Annotated in this window: 30 protein-coding genes and 3 pseudogenes; 10 read left to right on the plus strand and 23 right to left on the minus strand. The window is 65.7% G+C overall.

Translation table 11 applies throughout. The annotated features are described in order from the left end of the window. Positions 1–2: 2 nt before the first annotated feature. The 17 genes from ASF71_RS11855 to ASF71_RS11935 form a co-directional block, all read right to left on the minus strand. Positions 3–191: a hypothetical protein gene (locus ASF71_RS11855; protein ID WP_056300059.1), complete on the minus strand. Its 189-nt coding sequence runs from the start codon at positions 189–191 to the stop codon at positions 3–5. Beyond that, complete coding sequence (locus ASF71_RS11860) at positions 188–589, minus strand: hypothetical protein (protein ID WP_056300062.1); 402 nt, start codon at positions 587–589, stop codon at positions 188–190. The genes ASF71_RS11855 and ASF71_RS11860 overlap by 4 nt, the downstream gene beginning before the upstream one ends. Continuing rightward, the gene (locus ASF71_RS11865) at positions 589–1047 is read right to left on the minus strand and encodes a hypothetical protein (RefSeq protein ID WP_056300064.1); all 459 of its coding nucleotides are present in this window, start codon (positions 1045–1047) and stop codon (positions 589–591) included. The genes ASF71_RS11860 and ASF71_RS11865 overlap by 1 nt, the downstream gene beginning before the upstream one ends. Next, positions 1044–1268, minus strand: coding sequence for a DUF3310 domain-containing protein (locus tag ASF71_RS11870; RefSeq protein ID WP_056300067.1), 225 nt, complete (start codon positions 1266–1268; stop codon positions 1044–1046). Before ASF71_RS11870 ends, ASF71_RS11865 begins: the two co-directional genes overlap by 4 nt. Continuing rightward, positions 1268–2041 carry a hypothetical protein gene (locus ASF71_RS11875; RefSeq protein WP_056300070.1) on the minus strand — a complete coding sequence of 258 codons (774 nt, stop codon included), beginning with the start codon at positions 2039–2041 and terminating at the stop codon, positions 1268–1270. The genes ASF71_RS11870 and ASF71_RS11875 overlap by 1 nt, the downstream gene beginning before the upstream one ends. Then, positions 2038–2400 (minus strand): hypothetical protein, encoded by a 363-nt coding sequence (locus tag ASF71_RS11880; protein WP_056300073.1) that lies wholly within the window; start codon positions 2398–2400, stop codon positions 2038–2040. Before ASF71_RS11880 ends, ASF71_RS11875 begins: the two co-directional genes overlap by 4 nt. Next, positions 2397–3332 (minus strand): hypothetical protein, encoded by a 936-nt coding sequence (locus ASF71_RS11885; protein WP_162243106.1) that lies wholly within the window; start codon positions 3330–3332, stop codon positions 2397–2399. The genes ASF71_RS11880 and ASF71_RS11885 overlap by 4 nt, the downstream gene beginning before the upstream one ends. Beyond that, entirely contained in the window at positions 3299–3511 is a 213-nt protein-coding gene (locus ASF71_RS11890) for a hypothetical protein (RefSeq protein WP_156372755.1), read from the minus strand. The genes ASF71_RS11885 and ASF71_RS11890 overlap by 34 nt, the downstream gene beginning before the upstream one ends. Beyond that, entirely contained in the window at positions 3501–3983 is a 483-nt protein-coding gene (locus tag ASF71_RS11895; protein ID WP_156372756.1) for a hypothetical protein, read from the minus strand. Before ASF71_RS11895 ends, ASF71_RS11890 begins: the two co-directional genes overlap by 11 nt. After that, positions 3980–4750, minus strand: coding sequence for a hypothetical protein (locus ASF71_RS24740; protein ID WP_200939696.1), 771 nt, complete (start codon positions 4748–4750; stop codon positions 3980–3982). Before ASF71_RS24740 ends, ASF71_RS11895 begins: the two co-directional genes overlap by 4 nt. After that, positions 4747–5307: an AP2 domain-containing protein gene (locus ASF71_RS11905; protein WP_056300085.1), complete on the minus strand. Its 561-nt coding sequence runs from the start codon at positions 5305–5307 to the stop codon at positions 4747–4749. Before ASF71_RS11905 ends, ASF71_RS24740 begins: the two co-directional genes overlap by 4 nt. Continuing rightward, positions 5304–6380, minus strand: a complete 1077-nt coding sequence (locus ASF71_RS11910; protein ID WP_056300088.1) for a hypothetical protein — start codon at positions 6378–6380, stop codon at positions 5304–5306. Before ASF71_RS11910 ends, ASF71_RS11905 begins: the two co-directional genes overlap by 4 nt. Further along, positions 6377–6556 (minus strand): hypothetical protein, encoded by a 180-nt coding sequence (locus tag ASF71_RS11915; RefSeq protein WP_056300090.1) that lies wholly within the window; start codon positions 6554–6556, stop codon positions 6377–6379. Before ASF71_RS11915 ends, ASF71_RS11910 begins: the two co-directional genes overlap by 4 nt. A 103-nt stretch (positions 6557–6659) precedes the next feature. Beyond that, positions 6660–6938: a hypothetical protein gene (locus tag ASF71_RS11920; protein ID WP_156372757.1), complete on the minus strand. Its 279-nt coding sequence runs from the start codon at positions 6936–6938 to the stop codon at positions 6660–6662. After that, positions 6935–7222 (minus strand): hypothetical protein, encoded by a 288-nt coding sequence (locus ASF71_RS11925; protein ID WP_056300096.1) that lies wholly within the window; start codon positions 7220–7222, stop codon positions 6935–6937. The genes ASF71_RS11920 and ASF71_RS11925 overlap by 4 nt, the downstream gene beginning before the upstream one ends. Then, positions 7219–7656, minus strand: coding sequence for a hypothetical protein (locus ASF71_RS11930; protein ID WP_056300098.1), 438 nt, complete (start codon positions 7654–7656; stop codon positions 7219–7221). The genes ASF71_RS11925 and ASF71_RS11930 overlap by 4 nt, the downstream gene beginning before the upstream one ends. 204 nt (positions 7657–7860) lie before the next feature. After that, on the minus strand, positions 7861–8070 hold the full coding sequence (locus ASF71_RS11935) for a hypothetical protein (RefSeq protein ID WP_056300101.1): 210 nt from the start codon (positions 8068–8070) through the stop codon (positions 7861–7863). Between the two features lie 100 nt (positions 8071–8170). Here ASF71_RS11935 and ASF71_RS11940 point away from each other — a divergent pair, with 100 nt between their 5' ends. The 3 genes from ASF71_RS11940 (at position 8171) to ASF71_RS11950 (ending at position 10837) form a co-directional block, all read left to right on the plus strand. After that, positions 8171–8908 (plus strand): hypothetical protein, encoded by a 738-nt coding sequence (locus ASF71_RS11940; protein WP_056300104.1) that lies wholly within the window; start codon positions 8171–8173, stop codon positions 8906–8908. A 64-nt stretch (positions 8909–8972) separates the two neighbouring features. Then, entirely contained in the window at positions 8973–9443 is a 471-nt protein-coding gene (locus ASF71_RS11945; RefSeq protein ID WP_056300108.1) for a hypothetical protein, read from the plus strand. After that, the gene (locus tag ASF71_RS11950; RefSeq protein ID WP_056300111.1) at positions 9440–10837 is read left to right on the plus strand and encodes a recombinase family protein; all 1398 of its coding nucleotides are present in this window, start codon (positions 9440–9442) and stop codon (positions 10835–10837) included. Before ASF71_RS11945 ends, ASF71_RS11950 begins: the two co-directional genes overlap by 4 nt. Here the strand turns inward: ASF71_RS11950 and ASF71_RS25755 are convergent. Then, positions 10794–11322: pseudogene (locus tag ASF71_RS25755) on the minus strand (SDR family oxidoreductase). The gene ASF71_RS11950 and the pseudogene ASF71_RS25755 sit on opposite strands and share 44 nt — an antisense overlap. 86 nt (positions 11323–11408) lie before the next feature. Here ASF71_RS25755 and ASF71_RS11960 point away from each other — a divergent pair. Continuing rightward, positions 11409–11933, plus strand: coding sequence for a DinB family protein (locus ASF71_RS11960; RefSeq protein ID WP_056300117.1), 525 nt, complete (start codon positions 11409–11411; stop codon positions 11931–11933). Positions 11934–12013: 80 nt separating this feature from the next. On the opposite strand, the gene ASF71_RS11965 is transcribed toward ASF71_RS11960, so the two are convergent. Both ASF71_RS11965 and ASF71_RS11970 read right to left on the minus strand, forming a co-directional pair. Next, the gene (locus ASF71_RS11965) at positions 12014–13459 is read right to left on the minus strand and encodes a glycoside hydrolase family 32 protein (RefSeq protein WP_082505979.1); all 1446 of its coding nucleotides are present in this window, start codon (positions 13457–13459) and stop codon (positions 12014–12016) included. Between the two features lie 98 nt (positions 13460–13557). After that, positions 13558–13950 (minus strand): HU family DNA-binding protein, encoded by a 393-nt coding sequence (locus tag ASF71_RS11970; RefSeq protein WP_014695670.1) that lies wholly within the window; start codon positions 13948–13950, stop codon positions 13558–13560. A gap of 252 nt (positions 13951–14202) precedes the next feature. Between ASF71_RS11970 and ASF71_RS11975 the strand changes: the two genes are divergently transcribed. After that, complete coding sequence (locus ASF71_RS11975; RefSeq protein ID WP_056300122.1) at positions 14203–15636, plus strand: S8 family serine peptidase; 1434 nt, start codon at positions 14203–14205, stop codon at positions 15634–15636. Between the two features lie 120 nt (positions 15637–15756). On the opposite strand, the pseudogene ASF71_RS25760 reads toward ASF71_RS11975, so the two are convergent. Together ASF71_RS25760 and ASF71_RS25115 are read right to left on the minus strand one after the other, a co-directional pair. Then, positions 15757–16119, minus strand: a pseudogene (locus ASF71_RS25760) (S8 family serine peptidase); the annotation flags it as partial. Beyond that, positions 16065–16589: a hypothetical protein gene (locus tag ASF71_RS25115; RefSeq protein ID WP_056300124.1), complete on the minus strand. Its 525-nt coding sequence runs from the start codon at positions 16587–16589 to the stop codon at positions 16065–16067. The gene ASF71_RS25115 and the pseudogene ASF71_RS25760, both read right to left, overlap by 55 nt. A gap of 77 nt (positions 16590–16666) precedes the next feature. On the opposite strand from ASF71_RS25115, the gene pabB reads away from it, so the two are divergent. Together pabB and ASF71_RS11990 are read left to right on the plus strand one after the other, a co-directional pair. Next, positions 16667–17884, plus strand: a complete 1218-nt coding sequence (gene pabB / locus ASF71_RS11985; RefSeq protein WP_082505956.1) for an aminodeoxychorismate synthase component I — start codon at positions 16667–16669, stop codon at positions 17882–17884. Continuing rightward, positions 17881–18492: an aminotransferase class IV gene (locus ASF71_RS11990; protein ID WP_056300131.1), complete on the plus strand. Its 612-nt coding sequence runs from the start codon at positions 17881–17883 to the stop codon at positions 18490–18492. The genes pabB and ASF71_RS11990 overlap by 4 nt, the downstream gene beginning before the upstream one ends. Positions 18493–18495: 3 nt before the next feature. On the opposite strand, the gene ASF71_RS11995 is transcribed toward ASF71_RS11990, so the two are convergent. Then, a complete protein-coding gene (locus tag ASF71_RS11995; protein WP_056300135.1) occupies positions 18496–19554 on the minus strand; it encodes a glucose-1-phosphate thymidylyltransferase in 1059 nt (352 codons plus the stop codon). A gap of 252 nt (positions 19555–19806) precedes the next feature. Here ASF71_RS11995 and ASF71_RS22730 point away from each other — a divergent pair. From ASF71_RS22730 to wbaP, 3 genes and pseudogenes are all read left to right on the plus strand, one after another. Beyond that, positions 19807–19954, plus strand: a pseudogene (locus ASF71_RS22730) (sugar phosphate nucleotidyltransferase); the annotation flags it as partial. 70 nt (positions 19955–20024) lie between these two features. Further along, the gene (locus tag ASF71_RS12000) at positions 20025–21713 is read left to right on the plus strand and encodes a tyrosine-protein kinase domain-containing protein (protein ID WP_056300138.1); all 1689 of its coding nucleotides are present in this window, start codon (positions 20025–20027) and stop codon (positions 21711–21713) included. Positions 21714–21718: 5 nt separating this feature from the next. Beyond that, a complete protein-coding gene (wbaP, locus tag ASF71_RS12005) occupies positions 21719–23161 on the plus strand; it encodes an undecaprenyl-phosphate galactose phosphotransferase WbaP (RefSeq protein WP_056300140.1) in 1443 nt (480 codons plus the stop codon). The last annotated feature ends 38 nt before the right edge of the window (positions 23162–23199 follow it).

Here is a 23199-nt window from a genome sequence, read left to right on the forward strand (position 1 = left end):
GGTCAGACCTGCTCCTCTCGACTCTTCTCGACCTCTTCCCAGAAGATGCCCGCCAAGAGGAGGGAGCCACGTGCCGTTTTACGGGCCTTTTCCAGCATCTCCTCTCGGCCCTCTAGCGGGTGGGACTCCTGCCGAACGATCGTCTCGACGTAAATCTGGGCGGCGAGCTCCTCACGGTTTCTTGGGGTCATTCTTCCTCCCACTGCTGCGGGTACTTGCGACGGTTATCCCGGTGACGACGCAACTCCGGAGCCTTCCGGACGTGGCCGTTCTCGGTCTTCAGGTTCCCCGACCGGCGGGGCTTATCCCAGATCGGCAGAGCCGTGATAATCAGGCCCGCCCGCGTGTCGAACACGAACCGCACCCGGCGGCCCAAGAGACGCCACCACAGGGCCACCCGGCCAGGGCAGCGGCACGGCGTGACCTCCAGGTCGGGCAGGGCGTGGCTGATCTCCTGGCAGAGCTGCAGGTACGCTCGGGGGCCGATGTTGATGTGGTAGCGGTCGCGCAACTGACCGGTGGCGTGGATGTACGGGCCGGCGATACCGGCCGCCTCCAGTTCGTAGAAGGGGACCCGCTGGGCAGGCATCAGAACACCCCCCCGGACACCTCGACGAGAACATGGGGCGCATCCGAGTACAGCGGGTGGTGATGGTAGCCGTACACGTACTTGTCCCCGCCAGGGAACAGGGCGTCCACGATGCCCTTCCGGACATTCTCGGGGTCGGCGTGCGTCCCACTGGCGAAGTAGCACCACACGTCCACCCGGACGGGCGCAGCGTCCGTCGCTTGGGGGACAGGGGGGGCGGCGGCCCTCACATGGTCCTTCCAGCCCTGATATTCCTTCAGGCGGGACCAGTTGGGCGTCTTGCCGGTCGTGTAGTAGCCCACGAGCTTCAGGACGGGGGGCTTGGTCGGGTCTACCTGCCGGGTCTTGCCCTTGCCGGTGTAGGCCGGGCAGGGCAGGGCGCGGATGGTGAAGGCGCCGAGGCCACGCGGGCGGCTGGTATCGGTGGGGCCCCACTTCATGCCGTGCTTCGTTTTCACTGGCCCGCCTCCTTCTTGAGTTCTTCGACCCACCACGCCTGGTAGTCGCTGGCCTTCAGCGCATCACCCAGAGGCGGACCTTTCTTGCCGGCGCGCCACATGTACTTGAGGACGTTGCCCTTCAAGAACCCCCGGAACTCCTCGGGGGTGAGGGCGGCGCGGATGGCGTCAATGGCTGGGATGGTCCCGGCGTAGTGGTCGGGGTGCTGGTGCTCGCTCATCAGTCGGCCGCCTGTGCTTCACAATCCATGCCCAGCGTTGCCCGGAGCGCGTTCATGCTCTGCGTGTTCTGCCAGTGCTGCGGCTGACCCTCCAACCACGTCAACACGTCCGCCGGGCGGAACCACAGCACGTCATGCTTCCCCCGGAGATGCGGGCAACCCTTCTTGATCCACATCACCGGACCCGTCGTACTCGGCCGCCCCACCATGTCCGCCAACTGCTTGGACCCCACGTATCCCCTCGGGTGCGCCCTGAACTGGCGGGGAAGGGCCGCCGCCGCCCGGCGGATGTCGTCCGGGTTGTACAACCACGCCCGGCCCGGCCGGTCACGGGCACGCCGCATTCGGACGGTGATGTCGTAATCCCGTTCGACCCGCTTCAGGACGCGGTGCAGGAACTTCGGGGTGCAGTTCAGTTCGCGTGCGGCCTGCTCGAGCACCAACCACCCACTGCCGGAGGGGGCGTGCCCGGCGTAGTACGCCCGCACGGCTGCGGCCTGCTGCCGGTTGTAGACCATTCGTTTCCCCCACCGGCGGGCGGGCAGCGTGCCGCTCTCAGCGTGCCGGCGCAACACCGTGTCAGAAATACCCAGCTCGTGCGCGAGGTCAGTCAGCAGGTAGAGGTCTGTGGGCAGGGTGATGTGCAGGGTCCGTATCCGCTCGACCCGGTTCACGCCGACACCCAACTTCCGCGCCGCGCTGGGCGTCGTGTGGCCCCGACCGACCAACCGGCGCACCTGGGCCACTTCGGCTTCTGTGACGACAGGAATCATTCCCCGTCCCCCAGGAAATCCTCACCGGCGGGCGTGCTCGCATAGGCCCACCGGGGCAACATGCCCTCTCTCACCGTGACCATCTCCCGGCGGGCGTACCCGGCCTCTATGAGGTCAATCAGGACTGCGCTCAGGCCCTTTCGGGGAATCTCGATCTTCCGCTTGGCGAGACGCTGCGCGATATCCCCGACCAGGGCGGGCTCCCCACTGAGGACGCCGAGTGCCCGCTTCCGGAAGCTGGGCGTCTCTGCCTTCTTGACGAGTTCTAGGGCGGCTTCGAGCGTACTGAGTTCCTGCTTGCTGGCTCCGCGTGCTTTCCGGCCTCGGATCAGGGTTTCGAGTTCAGCAGAGATCGTCATGGTTGGTTCCCCCTCTGGGCTTCTGCCCAGGTGGCGTAGAGCAGTGCGACAATGGCGAAAAGTTGGGCCAGCCCGCCGAACCACTGGAGAGCCCAAGCCTCTTGGGTCGCCCCGTGCGCGGCGTCGGTCGTGTCCCCAGGCCGCGCGATGTGGTGACGCTGACAGCAGGGAATGACGAGTTCGTAGGTGCGGAAACGAACATCGGGGAACACCCGGAGGTGGTGGAGTTGCACCGGCTTGACCCCGCAACCGGGGACGATGCAACCCTGTTCGGCCAGCCATGCGCGCACGTCCCGGCGGGTCTCTGCGGCCTCTGCAAGTGCACTGGTGAAGTCCTGTCCGGTCGCCTGCTGGGCCATCCCGGCACGCTGGACGCTGGCGGGCAGGCTGAAATGGGCCTGAAGCACCGCCGCGTTGTCCTCGGCGCTCGGTCCGTCAGAATTTGACGCGGCCCGGATGCCCTCCCGAATCTCAGGGGCCAGGGCAGAGGGGATGCTGAGGGTGGTCGTCTCGCGCTTCGGCTTGAGGGCCCGCACCGCCTCGACCCCACCCAACTGATAGGCCAACTGGACCTCAGCAGGGGTCACGCCGCCCCCCAGAGCCTTGTGAACGTCCGTCCAAAAGCCCATGCGGGTATCGGGCAGGCGGACGTGCTGGCGGGCCTGTCCGGCTTGCAGGTACGTGTACCAGGACCGGTCCACGGTGGCCGCGCCGTACTCATGCCAGCGGATGAAGTCGGCCGTGCTGCTGCCGGGGTAGAGCTTGCTCCAGTCGGCGTACAGGCGGGCCACCTCGTCGGCCAGGGCCACGCGGTCCCGGCGCAGGGTGGCAACCTGCTGGTGGATCAGCTCGCGGCGGTCTTCCAAGCTCAGGAAGGGGGCCGCGTACATGGCCTGGGTCACACCGCGCCCCGCCGGTTCAACTTGCAGCATCCGAACGGAGGAATCCAGAACTGCAGCACCCATCCCTTCTTGGGCGTCACGACCTCGTACAACCGGGGCTCAGCCCCACAGCCGGCGCACACCATCGCTTCCGGCTTCCCGATGACTGCCCCGCCGTCTTTCAGCAGATCGGCCATCATCACCGGGCGGTTCAGGCGCTTAGGTTGCATTGGTCAACTCCCGCCGGGCACCGCTGGGCAGAGCGTTCGCGTTCCGGCCCACCGCCTCCCGCTGCAGTTCATCGGCATAGGCCGCCATGAACTCCTTCCGAACGAACGGAAGCTGCTTGAAGTCGATGTGACTCACGTTCTGCCCGTTCGTCGCCCGGTTCAGCACCTTGCGGGCGAGCTGGGGCAGGGGTTCTTCACTGCGGCCCTGTGAGCGGTCCATTGCCAGTTCCCACGCCTCGCGGGCCTGGCTCTCGAATCCGCCCACATCGCGCCCCAGTTCGACGAGACGGGCAGGGGAGGGCATGAAGGTGTCGAGATACATGCTGGCCTGCACGCCTTTGGCCCACTCGGCGGCGGTGACGTTCTGGGCTTTCATGGACTGGGCGTAGAAGCGGCTGAGGAAGTCGGTGGGTTCTTGCCGGAAGCGCTCGAGCAGTAGTTCCCACCAGGGCTTGAACTCCATCTCTTTCATTCGTCGAACACCCCCTGGAAGGCCGAGCTGCGCCGGGCCATCTTTTCCATGAACTGCTGGTTGGCTTCGGTGTTGCTGGTCGGCCGCCGGGCCGCCGCGCCGCCGGAATTTTTGACAGGGAATAGACCTGTCCACTTCCCAGTGCTGATGGTCTGGTCTATGACCTGAACAGGGTCGTGCCCTTCAGCGCGCAGGGTTTCGAGCTTTGCCAGCAGTCGCTTTGCCATGAGGGGTGTGACTGGGGCCTTCAGCTCTTTGCGGTAGGTCAGGAAGTCGCCCCATGCTTCTTCGGAAAGCCAGGTGGGGAGTTCCACCCCCTGTTTCCCCTGGGGGGTAGGGGGGTTTTCAGTCTTCGTTCTTTCAGTCTTCGTGGAATCAGTATTTGTAGTAGGCGATTTTCCGGCGACGGCTTTCCCGTTGACGGATTTTCCGGCGACGGTTTCGCCGCGCGCTGGGTCGTGGTTTTCCCAGCCGGTATCGCTGACCTCGTACTTCGTGTGGCTCAGGTGGCCCTTCTCGTTCCGGGTCTGCTGCCGGACCACGTAGCCAAAGTCCAGCAACTCTTTCAGGGCGCTCCGGTGCGCATCGCGGCCGTCATCGCTGAGGGTCTCAATGTGCTCCATGTGGTACACCCAGTCGTCGGGGAAGCTGAGCATGAGACCCAGCAGGCCCTTGGCCTTGAGGCTGAGCTTGGGGTTCCGCAACATGCTGTTTTGGAGCATGGTGAAGTTGACCCGGCGGGCGTTGACGAACTCCCCGCCGCTCATGCGGGCCGCCTCAGCAGGGCGGGCTGCGCGTCGTCGGGGAAGTTCAGGCGGGCAAACTCGCCATGAAGGACACGGGCGGCCCGGTCATAGGCGTGGGCAGCATCCTCCACAGTTGGGAACAGGCCGAGACTGCGGAGCTTCTTGTCCTTGCAGATGCGGGCTTCCCACTTGTTCTGCTGGCGCACCAGACGAACACCCTTGTAGCCGCTCTGGTTGTTGCGGTACCGCTTGCAGTTCCGCTGGTTCTCCGCGAAGGTGCAGGGTCGGAGGTTGCTCCGGCGGTTGTCCAGCCCGTCCCCGTTGATGTGGTCCACGTTCTCCGCGTCAGGGAAAAGTACCCGGTGCAGGTACTCGGTCTTGCTCTTTTCCGAGATAGTCCGGTGGACGTAGCAGGTGTGGGACTGCTGGAGGCGGGACCATCTTCTCGGGTCGGCCAAGACCAGGGGCAGGTCGGCCACGTCGATCATGGTTTCTGCGACCGTCTCGCCCGCGCGGTTGGTCAGGGCGAGGTACGCCACCTCCCCGACCACGCGGTACTCGTTGACACCCCGCTTCACAACAACACGCCCTTCGCCGCGCGCTTGGCTTCCTGCATGATCGCCTTGCGCTCGTCCGCGTCCTTGTCCCCGAACATGCCCAGCAGGACCACGGCCTGAGACTCGGTGAGTTCCTTCGTGCGGATCGGCCCGGCGGCGTTGAGGCTGTAGCCCCAGAGCTGGGCGCGGTCGTCGCTGACGGTGGCCCCGCAGGACCGGGCGATGGCCTGGAGTTGGCTGATCTGCTCGGCGCTGACCATGGCCTCGGCGTCAGAATTTGACGCGGGGACGAGCTCACTTGGCTTCGCAGGGGCGTAGTGAAGCCCGAGCTCCTTGAGCTCCGCATGGCACTTCTGCGCTTCCTGTGCGTCCCTCTGCCAGTCGTAGAAGTCAACGGTCTTGTTGACCTCATCCTCGGGGGCCACCTTCCGGACGCGGGTGCTCATGTCCCGAACCTTGTTGGCCCACGCTTCCACCTGCGGGTCGGGCAAGGTGCGCTCAGGGGCCGCCGGTTGCGGGGTCGCCTTCGTCTCCTGTACGGCTACCGTCATGGCCCCGTCCTCGTCCACCTGCACGTCCACCTGCACGTCCGCCCCCAACTCCTCCGGGGTATAGAGGCCGTCAATCACGTCCGGGAACACCACGCGGGCACAGGCGGCCACCGCGCGCCACTGGTACATCACCGGGGCCTGCTTCCGGTAGTTGTCCTTGCTGTCCAGCCCCATCGCCTTGGCCTCGACCGGCCCGAACTTCGCGGTGAAGGGCGTCCGGCCCCGGCGCTTCATGGTCACGGTCGCGCCCTGCACCCCGGTGTCGATCTCGATGTTGTCGAGCTGCCCGCTCCGGTTGATGAGCGAGAGCATGAGCTGGGGGGATACGGTGGGTTTGCCCTGGATGACCGTGATGCCGTTCAGGGCGGCCATCGCGGGCAAGCCCAGCTCAATACCCTTGACCATGATGGCGACGGCGCTCTCGGGCGTCCTGACGCTGCTGGGGAGCATCCCGCTCTTGATGAGCATTCCTCCGAAGTCGAGGAGTTGCATGGCCTGGGCGGCGAGGGCCAGGGTGTTGCTTTCACGGTGCACGATGGTCATTTGGGGTCCTCCATGAGCGCCCCAAGGGCACCGAACGAAACGAACGCCACGCCGCACAGGACCACCAAGGCCACCTGCCGGGCGGGTGTCGGGTCAAAGAGTGCGAACAGGGCGATAGCGCCGAGGTAGCAGGCCACCAAGAGGCCAAGGAGCAGGTAGGGGAGACGCTGTTTCATTCGTCTTCCGCCTTGTTCGCGCCGACCACGAGGCAGGCCCACAGGCCGAGGAAGCAGAGGACGCTGGCGACGGCCATGCCGCCCACGATCAGAGCCTCGGGGTTCATGCCGTCACCTCGGGCAACCCAGCGAACAGGGGGGCGCGGTGCTGGCTGCACTGGTTGACAAGGAGGCACAGCTTGCAGCCGCGCGTAGCCTTGTCGAACGCGTTCATGGTCTGACGCTTGACCTTCAGGCCGCGCGCTTTCATCTGGGCGCGCAGGGCCTTCGCCTCTTGGCCCGGCTTCTTGCTGATCGGGTCCAGTTGTTCGATGTGCCATTCAGCAGTGCAGCCGCAGCGGGTGACTCCAAGCAGCATGTGGGTGGGTTCTGCTGTGTTCATGCCGCACCTGCCCGGCGGGCGGCCACGAACTGCACGCGGTCCTGCCCGATGACGTAACCCACCCGCTCCCGCAAGTCGATCTCAGCGCGCAGAGCGTGGGCGTAGTTGTCACCCCACTGGGCGAGGTCATCCGCGCGGGTGTCCATGACGTGCTGGCCGTCTGCGCTGGTGCTGCGCCAGGTGGTGACGCGGCCGCCGGTGATGATGGCGGTGTAGGTGGCGGGGCCGAGGGTGCCGCCGGTGGGGAAGTCCCAGGTGTACGTGCCGTCGCTGAGGGTGGTCATTTGCGGGCTACCTTGCTGGTGAGGGGCGTCAGGATTTCCAGCAGCAAGGCCAGCTTTTTGGGATGCCGCAACCCGCTCCGCTTCTCGGGATGACCCCGGCGGAAGTCGTTCGCCATGACATTGCAAGTGCCCTCAGCAATGGGGGCCCAAGTCCAGTCCCGGTGCTGGTTGACAAACGCCGCGATGTTGGCGTGGGTCCACCCTCGGTCGTTCAGGTTGGCGAGTCTTTCCCCCACATCCGCTGCCAGCCGGATCATCTCTTCGTCCACCGTGGGAGTCGGTGGGCTGATGAGCAGGGGCTGGCCGCCAAGCTGCATTTCAGCGAGATTCTTGAGTCGGCTCATGTCTTCGATGGCGGCGGTGAGATCGTCGTGGAATTTCTGCCAGTCGAAGTTGGCGAGCTGCTCGATGGGGGTGCTATCCTGAATCGTCATAATCTGACTCCTTTTCCCCGCTCGCCGTTGCACCGGCTCTGAGCGGGGTTTCCCTTTAGTCCGCTGCCTGGGGCAGCGTTGCGGGCATGGTTTCCGTTCCCGGCCAGGGCTTACCCAGCAGGTGCCAGTTCCGCTCCACCCAAGCCCGGAAGCGAGCGCGACGCACGAGCTGTTCCGGGGTAGGTGGGATGGGGGCGGGGGGATTCATTGGGTCTCCTTCTTGATGACCTGGAGTTCGTGACCCGCCGCCACTAACAACGCGTTGGTAGTTACGAGCGAAGCGTCCCCGATTCCGTGAATGGCGCGACGGGCCGTTTCGTAGACGACCCCTGCTTCGCGCGCCAGCTTGGGCACGCCCTGGCCCGGTTTATTGACATGCTCGTTGAGCACGCGCTTTATCTCATCCGTAACCATACCAACAGGATAGTACAGATAGGGGCTTGCGTCAACACCAACGGGTTAGTATAGTACGCCCCAGAGCTAACCCGTTAGTACGATCAGGAGGTGATCAGAGATGCTGCAATATCCCGTCAAGTTCGTAACCCCACTGGTTTATATGTCCAAGTTCGGTGATGCCCTGCTGGAGTGCCGCGAAATGCGCGGGTATCCCAAGCAAGGGGATATTGCCGTCGCCAGCACAAAACTTGCCACCGAGTTCCCCAAGTTCTTCCAGCCTTTCAGTCAACAGTGGGTCAGCCGCCTTGAAGCAGACAAGACCGGCGAACTAATCCGCAAGGCCCAACCCCTCAGACTGGCCGCTCTCGCGTACTTGCTACGCCTCGACAGCCAAGGATTTGCAGAACGCATAGGTATTCCCATTGCTCGCGTCCCCCTTCTGGAGAAAGATGTCCCGGAGGTGGGCCACATGAGCCAGGGTGCTTACGTTCAGATGCAAATTCCGGTTGTGATTTCTGGTAGAACTGGGGAGGTGACAAACCCCACAATGAAGACCACCTTTGTTCCAGCGGACTTGCTGGGACGGGAGCTGGGTGGGCTGTTGATGGATAGGGCCTATGTCTCGGATATCCCCGAAGGCCATTGGCTGCTGTGGAGCGACTCGCCAACCTCGGTTGGTGACCTGATCGTCGTCATGAAGGACGGGGCACAGTACCCGGCATTCCTACTCGACCAGGGCATGTGCGAAACGGATTCCCCTATCTCTCCCGCTGTCCCGCTGCGCTTCAAACCAGATCGCATCGTCGGCCGGGTTGAGGAAGTAAGGCTCTTCGAGCTTCCTCGACGCAAGCACTGACCCACACCCGGCGTAATGCCGGGTTTCTTCTGCCCCGCTCCTGCTAACCCGTTAGTGTTGGGGAATGAAGAACCTTCTGGCCCTTGCCCTGCTGCTCTCGGGAGTTGCGCAAGCCGACGAGTTTACCGCTGGCCCATTGAAGGGAATTGGGCTCTGCGCGTTGACCTCCGGGAGCATTGCGGTTTCCAGCACCCCCACCTACCTACCGGCCACGTTCAAACTTGACCTTGCGACTTTGGGAACAACCAAGTTGAACGCCTATCGGATCACAAAGAACGGGCAGTGTGGGGCCTCGCCCCTTGCTTTCCCAGAGGTGGACGTCATCCTGACTGATGCCCTGCCCAGTGGTGCGCGTGGGTACGCCATCGTGACCAAGATCTGGCGATTTGAGAGAGGCGGCGCGATAGATCTCTGGTCTAGCGTCAGTGCCGGCGTATCCAATGAATCCGCTCTTGACTTGGCGGGCCGGATTCAGCAGGCCGTTGGGGATCAACTTGACCGACTGGCGGCGGACTACGCCCTCGCCAACCCATGACCGTTCGGCTTTACGTCCGGGTCAGTACACAACAGCAAGCCACAGACGGCTTCTCCATCGCCGCGCAACGCTCCAAAGGGGAAGCCTGGGCCGCCTACCAAGGCCACACCGACGTTGAGGTCTACACCGACGCCGGGATCAGCGGCAAGCGCGATGACCGGCCCTCCCTAACCGCCCTCCTGGCCGACCTGCGGCCCGGCGACATCGTGGTGTCCTACGCCCTCTCCCGCCTCGCACGCGGGGGCGCGGTGCAACTCCTCGGGATTGTCAATGACATCCGGGAACGCGGCGCGCGGGTGGTGTTCCTGCAAGAGAATCTAGACACCGACACCTCGACCGGTCGCCTCATGCTAACCATCCTGGCGGCGCTCGCGGAACTGGAAGTCGAGCAGACCCGGGAACGTACCGAGATGGGGCGCACGCAAGCCGCCAGAGAGGGCATCTGGCCACACTCCGATCAGTCCCTCCCATTCGGGTGGATGCGGGGCGAGGACGGGCGAATCATTGAGAACCCGGCGGGGGCGGAGACTGTCCGCCTCATCTTCGCGCAGGGCAGCGCCCCCTATAACCAGACTGCCGCCCTCCTGAACAGCCTGGGCTTATCGGGCCGGCGGGGAAAGCTGACGTGGAAGGCAACACAGGTCCGGGACGTGGTGCTGTACCAGGGCTACGCGACAGGGGAGGTGCGGTATCGGCAGGACGCCCGGCCTGACTCGCCCGAAGATCACCTGTCCATCCCAGCCCCGGCCCTCGTGACCCCCGATGTCTGGGCGGCGGCGCAACGCGACAGGACCGTCAACCATCCCCACAGTCAGCCCGGCCTCTATCCCCTGACTGGACATGTCCGCTGTTCCTGCGGGGCGCGATTGTTCGGCAAGATCAAGGAGCGCCCGTCCGGCGAATCGGCCATCTGGTACGTCTGTTATGAGGCGGCCCGTCGCACGCCTGCCTGCCCCACGAATGGACGGAACACGAGGCTTTATCCCGCCCGACCCCTGCATCAGCAGGCGCGCGACCTGCTGGCCCACCTACTACGTCATCCCAATGACCCGGCCCACACTGCCATTGCCTATGGGTCAGTGCCTATTACCGACCCCCACACGGCTGAGAGGGCAGAGATTCAGGTCAAGCTGGACCGACTTCTCGATGCGTACCTGTCCGGCCTAATCGAGAAACCCACCTATGAGCAGCGACAGCGGTCATTGTCTGGGTTACTCCAGGGTCTACGCCCGCCCGCCCGTCAAAATTTGACGGCGCAGCCGGCCCGTGAGGACCTGGCTGCGCTCGTGCTGGCTTGCCCGAATGAGGAGCTGGCCGCTGTGCTGGATGACCTACAAGTAGAGTTCGTGGTCAGAGATGGGGCGCTGGCATTGCTGCATTACGCCCCACTCTGAGGGGTTGTTGAGTTGGCGCGTGTTTCGTGGAGGAGTAGGGAGCCAGTCCCGGAAATAGTCGCAGTGTCGTCCCCGAGCTGATGTTCACGATGCTCCCGCCGCCTCCGGCCTGCATCACCGGCACGGCCTGCTGCATGGCCCCGAGCACGCTGACCACGTTCAGTTCCAGCAGTTGCCGGTAGTCGTCCAGGCCCGCCTCCAGCACCGGCAGGTGCATTCCCCCGCCCCGCGTTGTTCACAAGAACGTCTATCCGGCCATAGTGGTCCTGGGTGGTCCGGACCATCCGGGCGACCGCCGTCTCGTCGAGCATGTCGGTGGGCACGGCCAGCGAGCCGGGCAGACGTGCCTCCAGCTCGGCCAGCCGGTCCCTGGAGCGCGCCGCGAGCGCCACTTTCGCGCCGTGCTGCGTGAACAGTTCGGCCACCGCGCGCCCGATGCCCGAAGACGCCCCCGTCACCAGCACCACCTTGTTCCGGATATCCATCCGCGTACTGTAGGCCCGCCGAGCCTTTCGGTCCTTGAGCAGACCTTTGCCGGACCTGCCCCCTTAATGCCTTCCCCGGAGGAACCATGACCCTGCCCACCCCCGCTGTTTCCGAGTTGATGCTCGACACCCTGCGCCGCAACGGGCGCGTCAACGACACCCTGCTGGCCGCCATCCGTCCCGAGGAGTACGCGCTACAGGACGGCGAGGGCGGCTGGACGGTCGCGGGGCACCTGAGCCACCTTGCCGCGTTCCGGGTCGGCTGGCTGCTGGAGATCTCACCCGGCCACGCGGCCGGTCTGATGGCCCCGTTCGCGGGCGTCAATCCCTGGGCCTGGGAAAGCCGTGATCCGGCCGTACTCGGCACCGTGTTCCGTGAAGGGGACGCGGCCGCCGTGGAAGCGGTGCAGGCGGCTCTGGCAGAGGGCCGAACCTTCCCCGACCCCCACGGCGAGGGCACCTACCAGTCGAATCCGGCACACTTTCTCCAGCACATCGTCGTTCACGACAGCCACCACCGCGGACAGATCATGTCACTGCTGCGCCGGGGCGGCCGTACCCCCCAAGAGATGCAGGCACTCGACGAGCACTGGGCGATCTGGCGGGCCTAGGAACTGATGGCCGGTGCCTGAGCCCGGCACCGTGGAGCCGGAGGCGAGCGCCCGCGGCACAAGGGCGCAGACTCCTGGCCCTACGCCCCAGGCTCTCCGCCTGCTCCCCGCAGGGTCCAGGCCTGGCCGGTCGCTTCACCGCTCTCGACGGCGAGGTGCAGGAGCTCCGGGACGGCCTCTGGAAAATACAGGTCGCTCAGGGCCAGCAGGCCGCCGCCCGCGAAGAGTTCGGCCGACGATGTATCCAGAACGAGGCGCAGGTCGAGACCGCCGCCTTGAGTCAGGGGCAGCGGCGCGGTATGCGTGCCTCCAAACCCGGGCACCTCGGCCAACGTGCCGCGCGCCGGGCGCTCCAGCGTCAGGGTGCCGTGCGCGAGGTCGGCGCGCAGGGCCAGCTCGTCTCCCGCCGCTGAGGTCACTCGCACGGTCAGGACCGTCTGGGGCGTGAGGCTCAGGCTGAGGTCGAAGGCGTGGTCCGGGGCCAGTGGCAGCGTCGCCGGGGTGTCCGGGGTCAGATGCAGGGGGAGGTGGTGGTCACGCAGGTTCTCCAGCTCGCGCAGGGGCACCTGGGTCAGCCATAGCTCGCCGTCCGGTCCCCGGCGCAGCCCCAGCTCTCGCGCCAGCGTCAGGGCGCCGCGCCAGGGGTGGGTGGGCAGGCGGGTGGCGTAGTCCCAGCTGCTCTGCCACGCCGTCCACAGGCAGCGTCCGGGCGTGCCGCTCCAGGTGATCGCCGCATAGAAGTCCTTGCCATAGTCGGCCCAGCGCGCCGGGCCATGGGGCGTGAACACGGCGCCGTCGAAGTCGCCCACGAAATACTGCGCCCCGGTCCCTCCCTGCGGCCCGCCCGCGAACACATCTACCTTCAGGACCCAGTGCTCCCGGCCCGTCTCGTCCGGCAGCGCGAAGAGGTCGGGAACCTCCCAGATGCCGCCCGCCTCGCCCGCCGGCCCGAAGACGCTCAGGGAAGTCCAGACGTGCAGGTTGGGCGACCCGTACAGGGCGACCTGCCGCTCATCCGGGTACACCACCGCCCCGACCCACTGCTCGCTCGGGCCATGCCAGAAGACCTTGGGATCGCGGAAGTCGGCGCGGCCCTCGTCGAGTACGGGGTGGTCGGGGCCGAAGTGCCACGTCTCGCCGTCGTCGCGGCTGTAGGCGAGGTATTGCGCCTGCCAGGAGTGCCCGGCCCCCGTATACAGGGCCACGACCGGAGGCGAGGCGTCGCCGCGCTGCCGCAGGCCCGAGGTGTTATGGGTGTCCACGACCGCGCTGCCCGAGAAGATGGCGTGCGCCTCACGGCCCGGCAGCGCCACGTCGTGCTCCTGCCAGCGCAGCAGGTCGCGGCTGGTGGCGTGGCCCCAGCTCATGTTGGCGTGCTCAGTGCCCTGCGGGTTGTGCTGGTAGAAGAGGTGGTAGACCTTCCCCACCTGCACCAGCCCGTTGGGGTCGTTGATCCAGTGCTGCCGGGGCGTGAAGTGGATCAGAGGTCGCCAGGCCGGGGTCGGGACGGGTGTGGCGGAGGACATGGAGACCATGATGCCTGGCGCCGCGCCCTGCGGGTAGAGGCGGCCAAAAGAAAGGGCCGCCCTCCTCGGAAAAGCGGCCCGGAACAGCGGGGGGAGGCTTAGAGGTTGCCCTTGAGAGTGCTGGCGACCTTGAAGGCGACCTTCTTGCCGGCGGGGATCTGGATCTTCTCGCTCGTGCCGGGCTTGACGCCGGTGCGGGCGGCGGTTTCCTTGACGCTCATCGTCCCCAGGCCGGGCAGACCGACGCTCTTGCCGCTCTTGATCGCGTCCACGACCACGTCGAGCATCGCGCTGACGGCTTCTTCGCTCTGCTTCTTGGTCAGGCCGGTCTTGTCGGCGACCAGTTCGACGAGCTGGGTCTTGGCGACCTTGTTGCTCTCACCGGGTACTTTCTTGGCCGGAGCGGCCTTGGGTGCGGGCGCCGGAGCAGCGGCGGCAGCGGTCTTTTTCGCGGGGGCCTTCGTGGACTTTTTCGTCATGGTGAGCAGCATGACATATCGTTTTGCCCTTGTGAAGGGGCTTCGGCGGTGAGAATGCCCGCTGAGACGTCTTTCTTCAGGTTGAGGGGGGGAGGAGAGCGGCTCCAGCCCCCGCACCAGGGAGGATTAAGGAAACCCGCATTCCGGCGTGACGGGTGATCATTGCCGTCCAGCACGTCTCCGAGCCGTCGCTCGGCAAGTGGCTGAAGTGGGGCTGACGCCCTCCCTCACGCCCGCCTCAGCCATTCGCAGTACGTGTGAAGCATGAGACGACATTCTGGATATGCGGCGCTGCTGGGCCTGACTTTGTTGCTTGCTGGATGCGGTGACGTGGGTACGGACCCCGGAACAGGCGGTGGTGGAGGGGGCGGCGGAGGCGCAGGCCTCTGTGGGCAGGGCGTCTCCGGGGGGCTTCAGGCAGCGTCGGCCGGAGGGGTAGCAGCCGGGCTTCAGGTCAGTACGCCGGCCGCCGACTGGAGCGCGCCGCACATCGCAGGGCAGGTATTGCTTGTCGGCCCGGCCGGAGGCCTGAGTGCCCAGAATCAGGAAGTGCGGGGCCTTCCGGCCCTGAGTGGCGTGCAGACCCTGCGGGTGGATGACACCCTGACCCTGGCCTTCACGCCGACCGGGCAGGACGACCGGGCCTTTGCCCTGCGGCTCCAGGCGGCGGGGATGCGTGCCCAGCCCAATTTCCTGTATGCGCCCCTGGCGGTGCCCAACGATCCGGGGTTTCCCGGCAACAGCGGCGTGAGCGTGGCCGGCAAGCTCTACGACCAGGACTACCTGACCCGTATCCGCGCGTCGGGGGCCTGGGACGCGGTGCGCTCCTGCGGCAAGCCGCTGACGGCCGCCCGGACCGCGGTCCTCGACACCGGGGTGGACGACGGGCATCCGGACCTCGCTGGGCGGTTGCTCGACGGCCGGTCCTTCGGCAACTCGGGGGGCAGCAGTGCTGGCGCTCCCGAGGTCTCGCAGGGTGACCGGGGGCACGGTACGAGCAGCGCGGGCCTCATCGGCGCGGCAGCTGACAACGGCACCGGCCTTGCGGGTTTGACTTGGCAGGGGCGCAACGTGCTGCCCGTCAAGGTGATCAACGAGCAGGGCAGCGCGGTGGGGGCCAGTACGGTGTCTATCCGGAATGGCCTGACCTACGCTGTAGAGCAAGGTGCCAAGGTCGTGAACATGAGCCTGGGCATTCGTGGCAATCCCGGCGACAAGGCGCTCGACGACGCCCTGGCGAACGCTGCGGCCAGCGCCGTGCTCGTGGCGGCGGCCGGCAACACCAGCGGGGACGGCATCTACTACCCGGCAAGCAATGCCAACGTGATCGCCGTGGGGGCGGTGGGCCGCGAGGACTCGCTCGCCTGCTACAGTGCCCGGCCCGGGAGTGCCAGCGGCTCGCGTCAGCTCGACATCGTCGCGCCGGGGGGCAATGCGGGCACGGGCACGAGCAGTTGCTACGCCAGCAATCCCTACGATCAGCTCGTGCTGGCGACCCGCGACCAGGGCGGTTACACCCTGCGCGCCGGAACCAGCGAGGCTGCGCCCCTGGTGAGCGGGGTCGCGGCCCTGATTCGTTCGGCCAACCCGAACCTGAGTGCGGCGCAGGTTAAGAGCCTGCTGCTGGGCAGCACACGGCAGGTCAACAATCTGAAGTTCCTCGACGCCGAGGCGGCGGTGAAGGCCGCACTGCGCTGAGAAGGACCTGCAAAGAGGGCGCGGGGAGACTGGATCTCTGCCGCGCCTGAGGCCCGCGCCCGCCTGAGCGTGTAACGCCGCCAGTCCCGCAATATGGGGAGTTGCCATGCTCGTGCCGCTCAGGCGCCGCATGCTGCCGCTCGGCCACGCCAAGAGTACGCCCACGCCGGGGGCCACCAGATCCACCGCGCCCGGGCCGTCCACGTCCGCGCACGAGAAGCGCGCAATGCAGTCGCGGCCGTCCACTGCCCCCACGGCGAGCACGCTGGCACAGGCGGCGGGGTTGCCGGCCGGGGCCACCACCTCGGGGCGCAGACTCTCGTTGCTGGCAGCAGTGGCCAGTAGCACGCCCTGCTCTAGTAGGCGCCGGGCGATCACCTCGTAACGCACGCTGGGGGGGCTGCCCGCAGGCCGGGCCGAGCCGAGGCTCATGGACAGGATCTTGGCCCCCTGGTCGGTCGCCCAGTCGATGGCGTCGATGATCTGGTCGTCGGTGCCGCGTCCACTGTGACCTCCGGAGCCACCCCATAACGCTGCCCGCCCGCCGGCTGGGCGCGGTCCGCCACCACCTCGGCGCAGTAGGTACCGTGCGCGTGCCCGTCCTGCGCGCCCGGCTCGATCTGGATTCCGGGTCGCACTTCTGCCTGCGTGTCGCCGGGCAGGTGCCGTTCCTCGTCGGGCAGCACGGCCATGACCTCGTCCAGGGCCTGTAGCCGCGTGATCTTGCCAGGAGTCAGGGTGGCAACCGCCACGCCCAGGCTGCGGTAGAACCGCGCGTGGACGCCGTTGGCTGTACCCAGGACCGTGCGGGTCGCGCGCATAGATGGCCCAGGCAGCGGTGAGACGTCCAGAGTGCTGGCGAGCAGTTCGGCATTGCCGGCATCCACCCGGCGAAAGAGGACGATGTGGGCGGGCTGTTCGTGAAGCAGGGTCTCAGTGGGCGTGGGGTCCATGGGGGTCTCCTCCGGTGAGCAGCAGGGGTGGGCTGTCATTCTCGCACCCCCTGGCGGGGCGGGGGAGGGCCGTCACAATGAGGAACGTGTTCAGCCCCGAGCCGTTCAGCCGTCCTCCGCGCGTCACGGTGTCGCCTCCCGGGCCTATTACGGCCCTGCTACGCTTTGCCGCCCCCAGCGACCCGCTGGCAGCCCAGCCCCGCTGGCGCCTCCTGCGTAACCCTGTGCAGGTGGTCACGGCGCACACCCTGGACGAGGTTGGTTCGGCCCTGAAGGCAGTCGAGCAGGCGGTCGCCGAGGGCCTGTACGCGGCCGGTTTCGTGACCTACGAGGCGGCTCCGGCCTTCGACCCGACCCTGGTCACCCACCCGTCCGGGGAGATGCCGCTGCTGTGGTTCGCCCTGTTCACAAATTTCGAAGAACTGGATGACCTGCCCGGTTCCACCAGTAACTTCAGCCTCGGCGCGTGGACCCCGGACGGTCCAGAGACGGAGTACGCGGCCGCCATCACCGAGATCCGGCGACAGATCGCCGAGGGCAACACCTATCAGGTGAACCACACCCTCCGTCTGCGGGCGCCCTTCGCCGGAGACGACCTCGCGCTATTCACGGCTCTGAGCCGCGCACAGCCCACCTTCTACTCGGCGTACCTGAACGCGGGGCGCTGGCGGGTACTCTCGGTGTCGCCGGAACTGTTCTTCAGCGTCGCGGGAGGCGAGATCGTGACCCGTCCCATGAAGGGCACCGCACCGAGGGGAGGCACGCCGGAGGAGGACGCGGCCCGTGTCGCTGCCCTGCGCGCCTCGCCCAAGGAGCGCGCCGAGAACCTGATGATCGTGGACCTGCTGCGCAACGACCTCGGCCGCGTGTCCCGCTTCGGTACCGTCACGGTGCCCCGACTTTTCGAGGTCGAGACGTATCCGACCCTACACACCATGACTTCCATGGTGCGCGCCGAACTGCGGCCGAGCGTCCGACTAGCCGAGGTGTTCGGGGCCCTGTTTCCCTGCGGCTCGGTGACGGGCGCTCCCAAGGTAAACACCATGCGCCTGATCCGTAGGCTGGAGCCTGCGCCGCGCGGAGTGTACTGCGGCGCGGTCGGGTACCTGTCTCCAGGCGATGAGATGGTATTCAACGTGCCCATCCGTACCGTAACGCTCGACATGGCGCGCGGGACGGCCGAGTACGGGGTCGGCGGCGGCGTGACCTGGGACTCGACGCCGGAGGGTGAATATGCTGAGGTGCTCACAAAAGCAGCGGTCGTGCGGGGTCTGGTCACTGGGGAGCAGTCGTGACCTTCTCTCTGCTCGAAACCCTGCGCCTGGAGGCCGGTGAGTTGCCCGCCCTGGAGGCTCACCTCGACCGTATGGAGGCGTCGGCGCGGCATTTTGGCTGGCCGCTAGACCGGTCCGCGCTGCGCACTCTGGCCTGGCAGCGAGCCGCTGAGCACCCGGTCGGCGTCTGGCGCCTGCGGCTGCTGTGCGCCCCGGACGGGGAAATCGTGGCGCAGGACCTGCCTCTGGTAGACGAGCCTGTCCCCCTGCTCGCGGCCCTCGCCCAGACGCCGGTCCTAAGCACCGACTCCCGTCTGGCCCACAAGACCACCGACCGCGCCGTATATGAGGCCCACCGCGCCGCCCAGCCGGACCTTCAGGAAGTCCTGCTCTGGAACGAACGCGGGGAACTGGCCGAGTTTGCGACCGGCAACCTAGTGCTGCGGTTAGAAGGCGAGCTGTTGACCCCGCCTCTGACCGCCGGCGTCCTGCCGGGAGTGGCGCGCGCGGCGGCCCTCGCTTCGGGCCGGATCGTCGAGGCGACCTTGCTCCGCCCGCTTCTCGCGCAGGCCGAAGAGGTGTGGCACCTCAACAGTCTGCGCGGGTGGCGGCCGGTGGTGTTGGGCTGAGCCTCAGGCCAGTTCGACGATGCTCGCGTCCGACACCGTCAGCTTGTGCGTGCGCGGAATGGTGCGGCCACCCCGGACCTGGGCGCGCACGCCGATCAGGCAGTCCTGAAGGCGGGTGTTCAGATTCTCGATGAGCGCGTCGGCGTCGATGACACTGTGTTCGACCTCGGCATGCCGGATGACGCTGTTACGCCCGATGCTAGTGAAGGGGCCGATGTAGGCGTCCTCGATGACCACGTTCTCGCCAATAATCACCGGCCCGACGATCTTGCTGCGCACCACCCGTGAGGACTCTGGGATCACCACCCGCCCACTGACCCGCGTCTCTATGACCTCGCCCCGGACGTCGCTTTCCAGTTTCTCCAGCAGGAGATGGTTGGCTTCGAGCAGATCGGTCGGCCGGCCCGTATCCTTCCACCAGCCGACGACTGGTTGGCCCATGACGGTGGCTCCGGCCTCGATCAGGCGCTGGATGCCGTCTGTGATCTCGTACTCGCCGCGCGCCGAAGGCGGCATGCCGTCGAGCATCTCGAACAGCCGGGCCGTGAAACAGTACAGACCCGCCACCGCGAGGTTGCTCGGCGGGTTCTTGGGCTTCTCGACCAGGCGCACGATGCGCTCGCCATCCATCTGCGCCACACCGAAGGCGGTTGGGTCTTCGACCTGTACCAGCGCGATCAGCGCGTCGGGGCGCGCCTCCTGGAAACGCTCGACGAAGGGACGTGCGCCGTACTCGAAAAGGTTGTCTCCGAGATATACGCAGAAGTCGTCCTGGCCTACCCATTCGCGGGCGGTCAGGACTGCGTGCCCGAGCCCGAGCTGCTCGTTCTGGTCGATCAGCGTGATCTGCACCCCCGTAACGTTGCGAATGGCGTGGGCAATTTCGTCCCGCGTGAGTTGGGAGACCACGATGCCGATCTCATGGATGCCCGCCTCCTGCAGAGTACGGATCGCGTGGCGGATGATCGGCTGTCCGGCGACCCTCAGAACGGGTTTGGGGCGCGTGAAGGTGAGCGGACGCAGGCGGGTGCCGAGTCCAGCGGCGGGGATGATGGCTTTCATGTGTGGACAGCATAAGCGCAAGAAATTGGCCGGGGGAGGCGGCCGCTTCTGTCCTTTTCTTGAGGCTCGTCTGGCAGGGAACTCTGTTCGCTGCAATGACAATGGCCCGAAAAAGCTCTATGAGAGCTAAGGTGAGTCAGGAACAAGTCAGCGAAGGGGCATGACTGGGAGTTTTTTCTTGTCCTTGACGGGAAAATTAAACATTTCACGTATTCGAGTCTCTTTTTGCGGTGATGTGGCAGAATGAGCAAGATGGACACGACCTCAATGTTCGTGCCGGTGATTCTCGCGGGTGGCAGTGGAGAGCGTTTCTGGCCACTTTCCCGGCGCCACCGCCCCAAACAATTTCTCACGCTGGACGACTCGGGCCGCAGTCTGTTACGGGCGATTTCAAGGAGATTCCCCCGGTTGCTGGGTCATGCTGCCAAGAAGCCGGAGATCTGCCGCCCTGGCATCCGGAGCCAGTTTTCATGACTGCCTTTCCGACCGACGACCTGCAGGAGGTGCCGCGCCACCGCGCGCCGCAGCCGCCCGTACCAGAAAGTGACGGGGGTGACAATGAAATTGAACTGGGGGCTCTGTGGCAGGGTGTCCGCCGTCGCCTGCCCTGGATTCTGCTGGCGACGGCGCTCGTGGGAGGCGGTGTGTACCTCTGGTCGCGCTCGCAGCCCAGCATCTATGCCGCGTCTTCCAGTTTGGTGACTTCAGGGAACGGCAACGTGGGCGGCACCTCGCTGGTCACGGCCGCTCCACTGCCCCCAGGCGCGCTTCAGGAGGCCCTGCAGGGTCCGGTAGTGCTGGGCAGTATCATCAAGCAGCTCAAGAGTGCCCCGCAATTTTCTGCTGCGCAGCGCACCGCCCTGAGTGCTGAGCTGCAAGAAGAGTTGCAGCGTCAATCATTGAGCACCATCGAATTGCAGACCCGGTTGGACCAGGGGGGCAACGGCGTTTACGTCGTCTCGGCCAGAGGCCCGACGCCTCAGGCGGCAGCGGCCCTGACCGACATCGCCACCGACGCTCTGCTGAGCTGGGATCGGGGCCGCGCCCTGAGCGTGATCCAACGGGCACAGGCGTCGTTGCGGGCCCAGGTTACATCCATCAATAGCCAACTTGCCGCCGGGGACCTGACGGATGTCGAGCGTCAGACCCTGATTACAGCCCGGGCCGGCGTGCAGCGCAGTCTCGCCGAAGCGGGCATTCAGGTCGTGGGCCTCGCAGGTTACCTGCAAAAAGTTGCTCCGGCTGTCGCGCCTCTCGACCGGGTGGCGCCTCGACCGACCCGCAATGCCATTCTCGCGGGTCTGTTGACCCTGCTACTCGGTGTGGGGCTCGCGGCGCTGCGCACAGTCACAGACCGTTCGGTGCGCTCGGAAGAAGACCTGCTGAATTTTGGCCTGCCGACGCTGGGTACCATTCCCCGGTTACGTAAGCGCGACATCGTCCTGAGCGGCATTGTCCGCGCGGCGCGGCAGGCGGGGCTGTACGAGGCCATCGGCTTCCTGCGCGTGAACCTGCTGTCGCAGCTGCCCCGCAAGACCGGGCTGCGTGTACTTGTGACCTCCACCTCGCCGGGTGAGGGTAAAAGCAGCTTGACCGCCACGTTGGCCGACAGCTTCGCGGCCAGTGGGCAGCGCGTGCTGATCATTGACGCTGACCTGCGCCGCGGCACCCAGCAGGAAGTGTGGGACAAGTTTGAGCGCGAGCACCGCTGGATTCAGCTGACTGGGCAGGAAGGTGGGGCGCGGTCCTTGCAGGACGCCCTACGCCAACCGGGCACCGTCCAAGTGATGGAAGTCGAGCCGCAGGTTCATGTGCTGCCCTCTGGGCCGGGGCTGCACGACAGCCTTCCCCTGCTCAACCAGTCCGACCTGGGCGTCATCTTGCCGCAGTGGAGCCAAGGCTATGATCTGGTTCTCATCGATAGCCCTCCTCTGCTTTCGCTGGCCGATAGCTTAGTGCTGGGCCGCCACACCGACGGCGTACTCATCGTGACTGAGGAAGGCAAGACCAGTCTCCAGACGGTGCGGCAGTTGCTGCGCCGCGCCCGCCAGGGTGGACTGCCCCTGCTGGGTTTCGTGCTGAATAAGGTGACGGTCTCCAGCCGCAACAGCCAGAACTACGGCTACAGCTACGCCCCCCGGCGTACGGATAACCGGTAACGGTCATGGGCCTGCATCTGCCCTCGGCCGCCCGGACCCTGCCCGGTCCCAGAGCCCACGAGCTTTCGCGTCTGACCGAACTGCCACAGTCACTGGTCCTTTTATTCGGCGACGTTCTGATTGGCATCCTCGCGGCTGGCCTGTGTGCGCTGTTCCTGAGGTCAACCGGCCGCCCGGAATTCGACTGGGTGACAGGCGCTATCTGGCTGAGCTTCTGGGTACTGTGGCGTGCTTATCAGGGCCTTTACCCCGGCTATGGCCGCTCGCCCCAGACCGAACTGCGACTGCACACGGTGGGCACAGTGCAACTGCTGGGGGCGCAACTGGCCGCCGCCTTTGCGGTGCATCAGTTCACGCCCAGTGTGGCCGGCATCCTGTTGCAGTGGTTGGCCATTCTCTTCCTGGCCCTACCTGTCCGTTACCTTCTGCGCGCCGCCATGATCCGGTCCGGGCGCTACGGCCGGTCGGTGAGTATCATCGGTGCGGGCGAGACGGCGGCGCTGGCGATTGCTCAACTCCGGATCAACCCGGGGTATGGGCTGCGTCCGGTGGCGGCCTACGACGACAACCCGGCACTTCAGGGCACCTTGATCGAAGGCGTGCCGGTCCTGGGCACTTTGGAAGATGCACTGATCGAGCCGCGTACCGTGCAGGTCTTGATCTCCATTCCTAGTGCCCGCGCCGAAGTGCAACAGAAAATCATCAACCGCTTCTATAACGCCTTTCCGATCACCTGGATCATTCCCGACTTGATCGGCGTCCCCAACCAAGCCCTGCAACCGCACAACATTGGTAATGTGGCCAGTTTGGAGATCCGCAACAACCTGCAGAGTCGCCGGGCGAGGACCGTCAAGCGGAGCATTGATTTGTTCGGCTCGGTATTTGGCACTCTTCTCATTTCGCCGGTGCTGCTGCTGATCGCGTTGGCTATTAAGCTCGACAGTCCTGGTCCGGCCGTATATCGGGCACGGCGGCTGGGACGCGACGGTAAGCCCTTCGACTGCTTCAAGTTTCGCAGTATGCACCGCGATGCCGAGGCGAAGTTGCAGGAAGTGCTGGCAGCCGATCCTGCCCTACGTGCCGAGTTCGAGGCGACCCACAAGCTCAAGGACGATCCCCGGGTGACGCGCGTGGGTAACTTCATCCGCAAGACCAGCCTCGACGAGTTTCCGCAGCTGTTCAATGTCATTCTGGGTGAGATGAGTTTGGTGGGGCCGCGCCCTATCGTGCAAGCGGAAGTAGTGAAATACGGTGAGATCTACGACGCTTACAAGCAAGTTCGCCCAGGGATGACCGGCTACTGGCAGGCCAACGGCCGCAGCGATACTAGCTATGACGAACGTGTGGCTATGGACAATTTCTACGTGACCAATTGGACGCCTTGGCTGGACGTGATCATCTTGATTCAGACGGTACGTGTTGTGCTGTTAGGGAAAGGCGCTTACTAATTTGAAAGGCTTGAGAAAATTTTTTGGCGTTTATTTTG

It is taken from the genome of Deinococcus sp. Leaf326 (assembly GCF_001424185.1).
GTDB lineage: Bacteria > Deinococcota > Deinococci > Deinococcales > Deinococcaceae > Deinococcus.

Coding starts and splice junctions, on each gene's coding strand:
- ASF71_RS11940 (WP_056300104.1), top strand. CDS start 8,171: ATGCTGCAATATCCCGTCAAGTTCGTAACCCCACTGGTTTATATGTCC.
- ASF71_RS11930 (WP_056300098.1), bottom strand. CDS start 7,656: ATGACGATTCAGGATAGCACCCCCATCGAGCAGCTCGCCAACTTCGAC.
- ASF71_RS11855 (WP_056300059.1), bottom strand. CDS start 191: ATGACCCCAAGAAACCGTGAGGAGCTCGCCGCCCAGATTTACGTCGAG.
- ASF71_RS11890 (WP_156372755.1), bottom strand. CDS start 3,511: ATGCAACCTAAGCGCCTGAACCGCCCGGTGATGATGGCCGATCTGCTG.
- ASF71_RS11960 (WP_056300117.1), top strand. CDS start 11,409: ATGACCCTGCCCACCCCCGCTGTTTCCGAGTTGATGCTCGACACCCTG.
- ASF71_RS12000 (WP_056300138.1), top strand. CDS start 20,025: ATGACTGCCTTTCCGACCGACGACCTGCAGGAGGTGCCGCGCCACCGC.
- ASF71_RS11975 (WP_056300122.1), top strand. CDS start 14,203: ATGAGACGACATTCTGGATATGCGGCGCTGCTGGGCCTGACTTTGTTG.
- ASF71_RS11895 (WP_156372756.1), bottom strand. CDS start 3,983: ATGAAAGAGATGGAGTTCAAGCCCTGGTGGGAACTACTGCTCGAGCGC.
- ASF71_RS11885 (WP_162243106.1), bottom strand. CDS start 3,332: ATGCTGCAAGTTGAACCGGCGGGGCGCGGTGTGACCCAGGCCATGTAC.
- ASF71_RS11860 (WP_056300062.1), bottom strand. CDS start 589: ATGCCTGCCCAGCGGGTCCCCTTCTACGAACTGGAGGCGGCCGGTATC.
- ASF71_RS11950 (WP_056300111.1), top strand. CDS start 9,440: ATGACCGTTCGGCTTTACGTCCGGGTCAGTACACAACAGCAAGCCACA.
- ASF71_RS24740 (WP_200939696.1), bottom strand. CDS start 4,750: ATGAGCGGCGGGGAGTTCGTCAACGCCCGCCGGGTCAACTTCACCATG.
- ASF71_RS11870 (WP_056300067.1), bottom strand. CDS start 1,268: ATGAGCGAGCACCAGCACCCCGACCACTACGCCGGGACCATCCCAGCC.
- ASF71_RS11910 (WP_056300088.1), bottom strand. CDS start 6,380: ATGACCATCGTGCACCGTGAAAGCAACACCCTGGCCCTCGCCGCCCAG.
- ASF71_RS11920 (WP_156372757.1), bottom strand. CDS start 6,938: ATGAACACAGCAGAACCCACCCACATGCTGCTTGGAGTCACCCGCTGC.
- ASF71_RS11925 (WP_056300096.1), bottom strand. CDS start 7,222: ATGACCACCCTCAGCGACGGCACGTACACCTGGGACTTCCCCACCGGC.
- ASF71_RS11970 (WP_014695670.1), bottom strand. CDS start 13,950: ATGCTGCTCACCATGACGAAAAAGTCCACGAAGGCCCCCGCGAAAAAG.
- ASF71_RS11935 (WP_056300101.1), bottom strand. CDS start 8,070: ATGGTTACGGATGAGATAAAGCGCGTGCTCAACGAGCATGTCAATAAA.
- wbaP (WP_056300140.1), top strand. CDS start 21,719: ATGGGCCTGCATCTGCCCTCGGCCGCCCGGACCCTGCCCGGTCCCAGA.
- ASF71_RS11945 (WP_056300108.1), top strand. CDS start 8,973: ATGAAGAACCTTCTGGCCCTTGCCCTGCTGCTCTCGGGAGTTGCGCAA.
- pabB (WP_082505956.1), top strand. CDS start 16,667: ATGAGGAACGTGTTCAGCCCCGAGCCGTTCAGCCGTCCTCCGCGCGTC.
- ASF71_RS11915 (WP_056300090.1), bottom strand. CDS start 6,556: ATGAAACAGCGTCTCCCCTACCTGCTCCTTGGCCTCTTGGTGGCCTGC.
- ASF71_RS11875 (WP_056300070.1), bottom strand. CDS start 2,041: ATGATTCCTGTCGTCACAGAAGCCGAAGTGGCCCAGGTGCGCCGGTTG.
- ASF71_RS25115 (WP_056300124.1), bottom strand. CDS start 16,589: ATGGACCCCACGCCCACTGAGACCCTGCTTCACGAACAGCCCGCCCAC.
- ASF71_RS11965 (WP_082505979.1), bottom strand. CDS start 13,459: ATGTCCTCCGCCACACCCGTCCCGACCCCGGCCTGGCGACCTCTGATC.
- ASF71_RS11995 (WP_056300135.1), bottom strand. CDS start 19,554: ATGAAAGCCATCATCCCCGCCGCTGGACTCGGCACCCGCCTGCGTCCG.
- ASF71_RS11880 (WP_056300073.1), bottom strand. CDS start 2,400: ATGACGATCTCTGCTGAACTCGAAACCCTGATCCGAGGCCGGAAAGCA.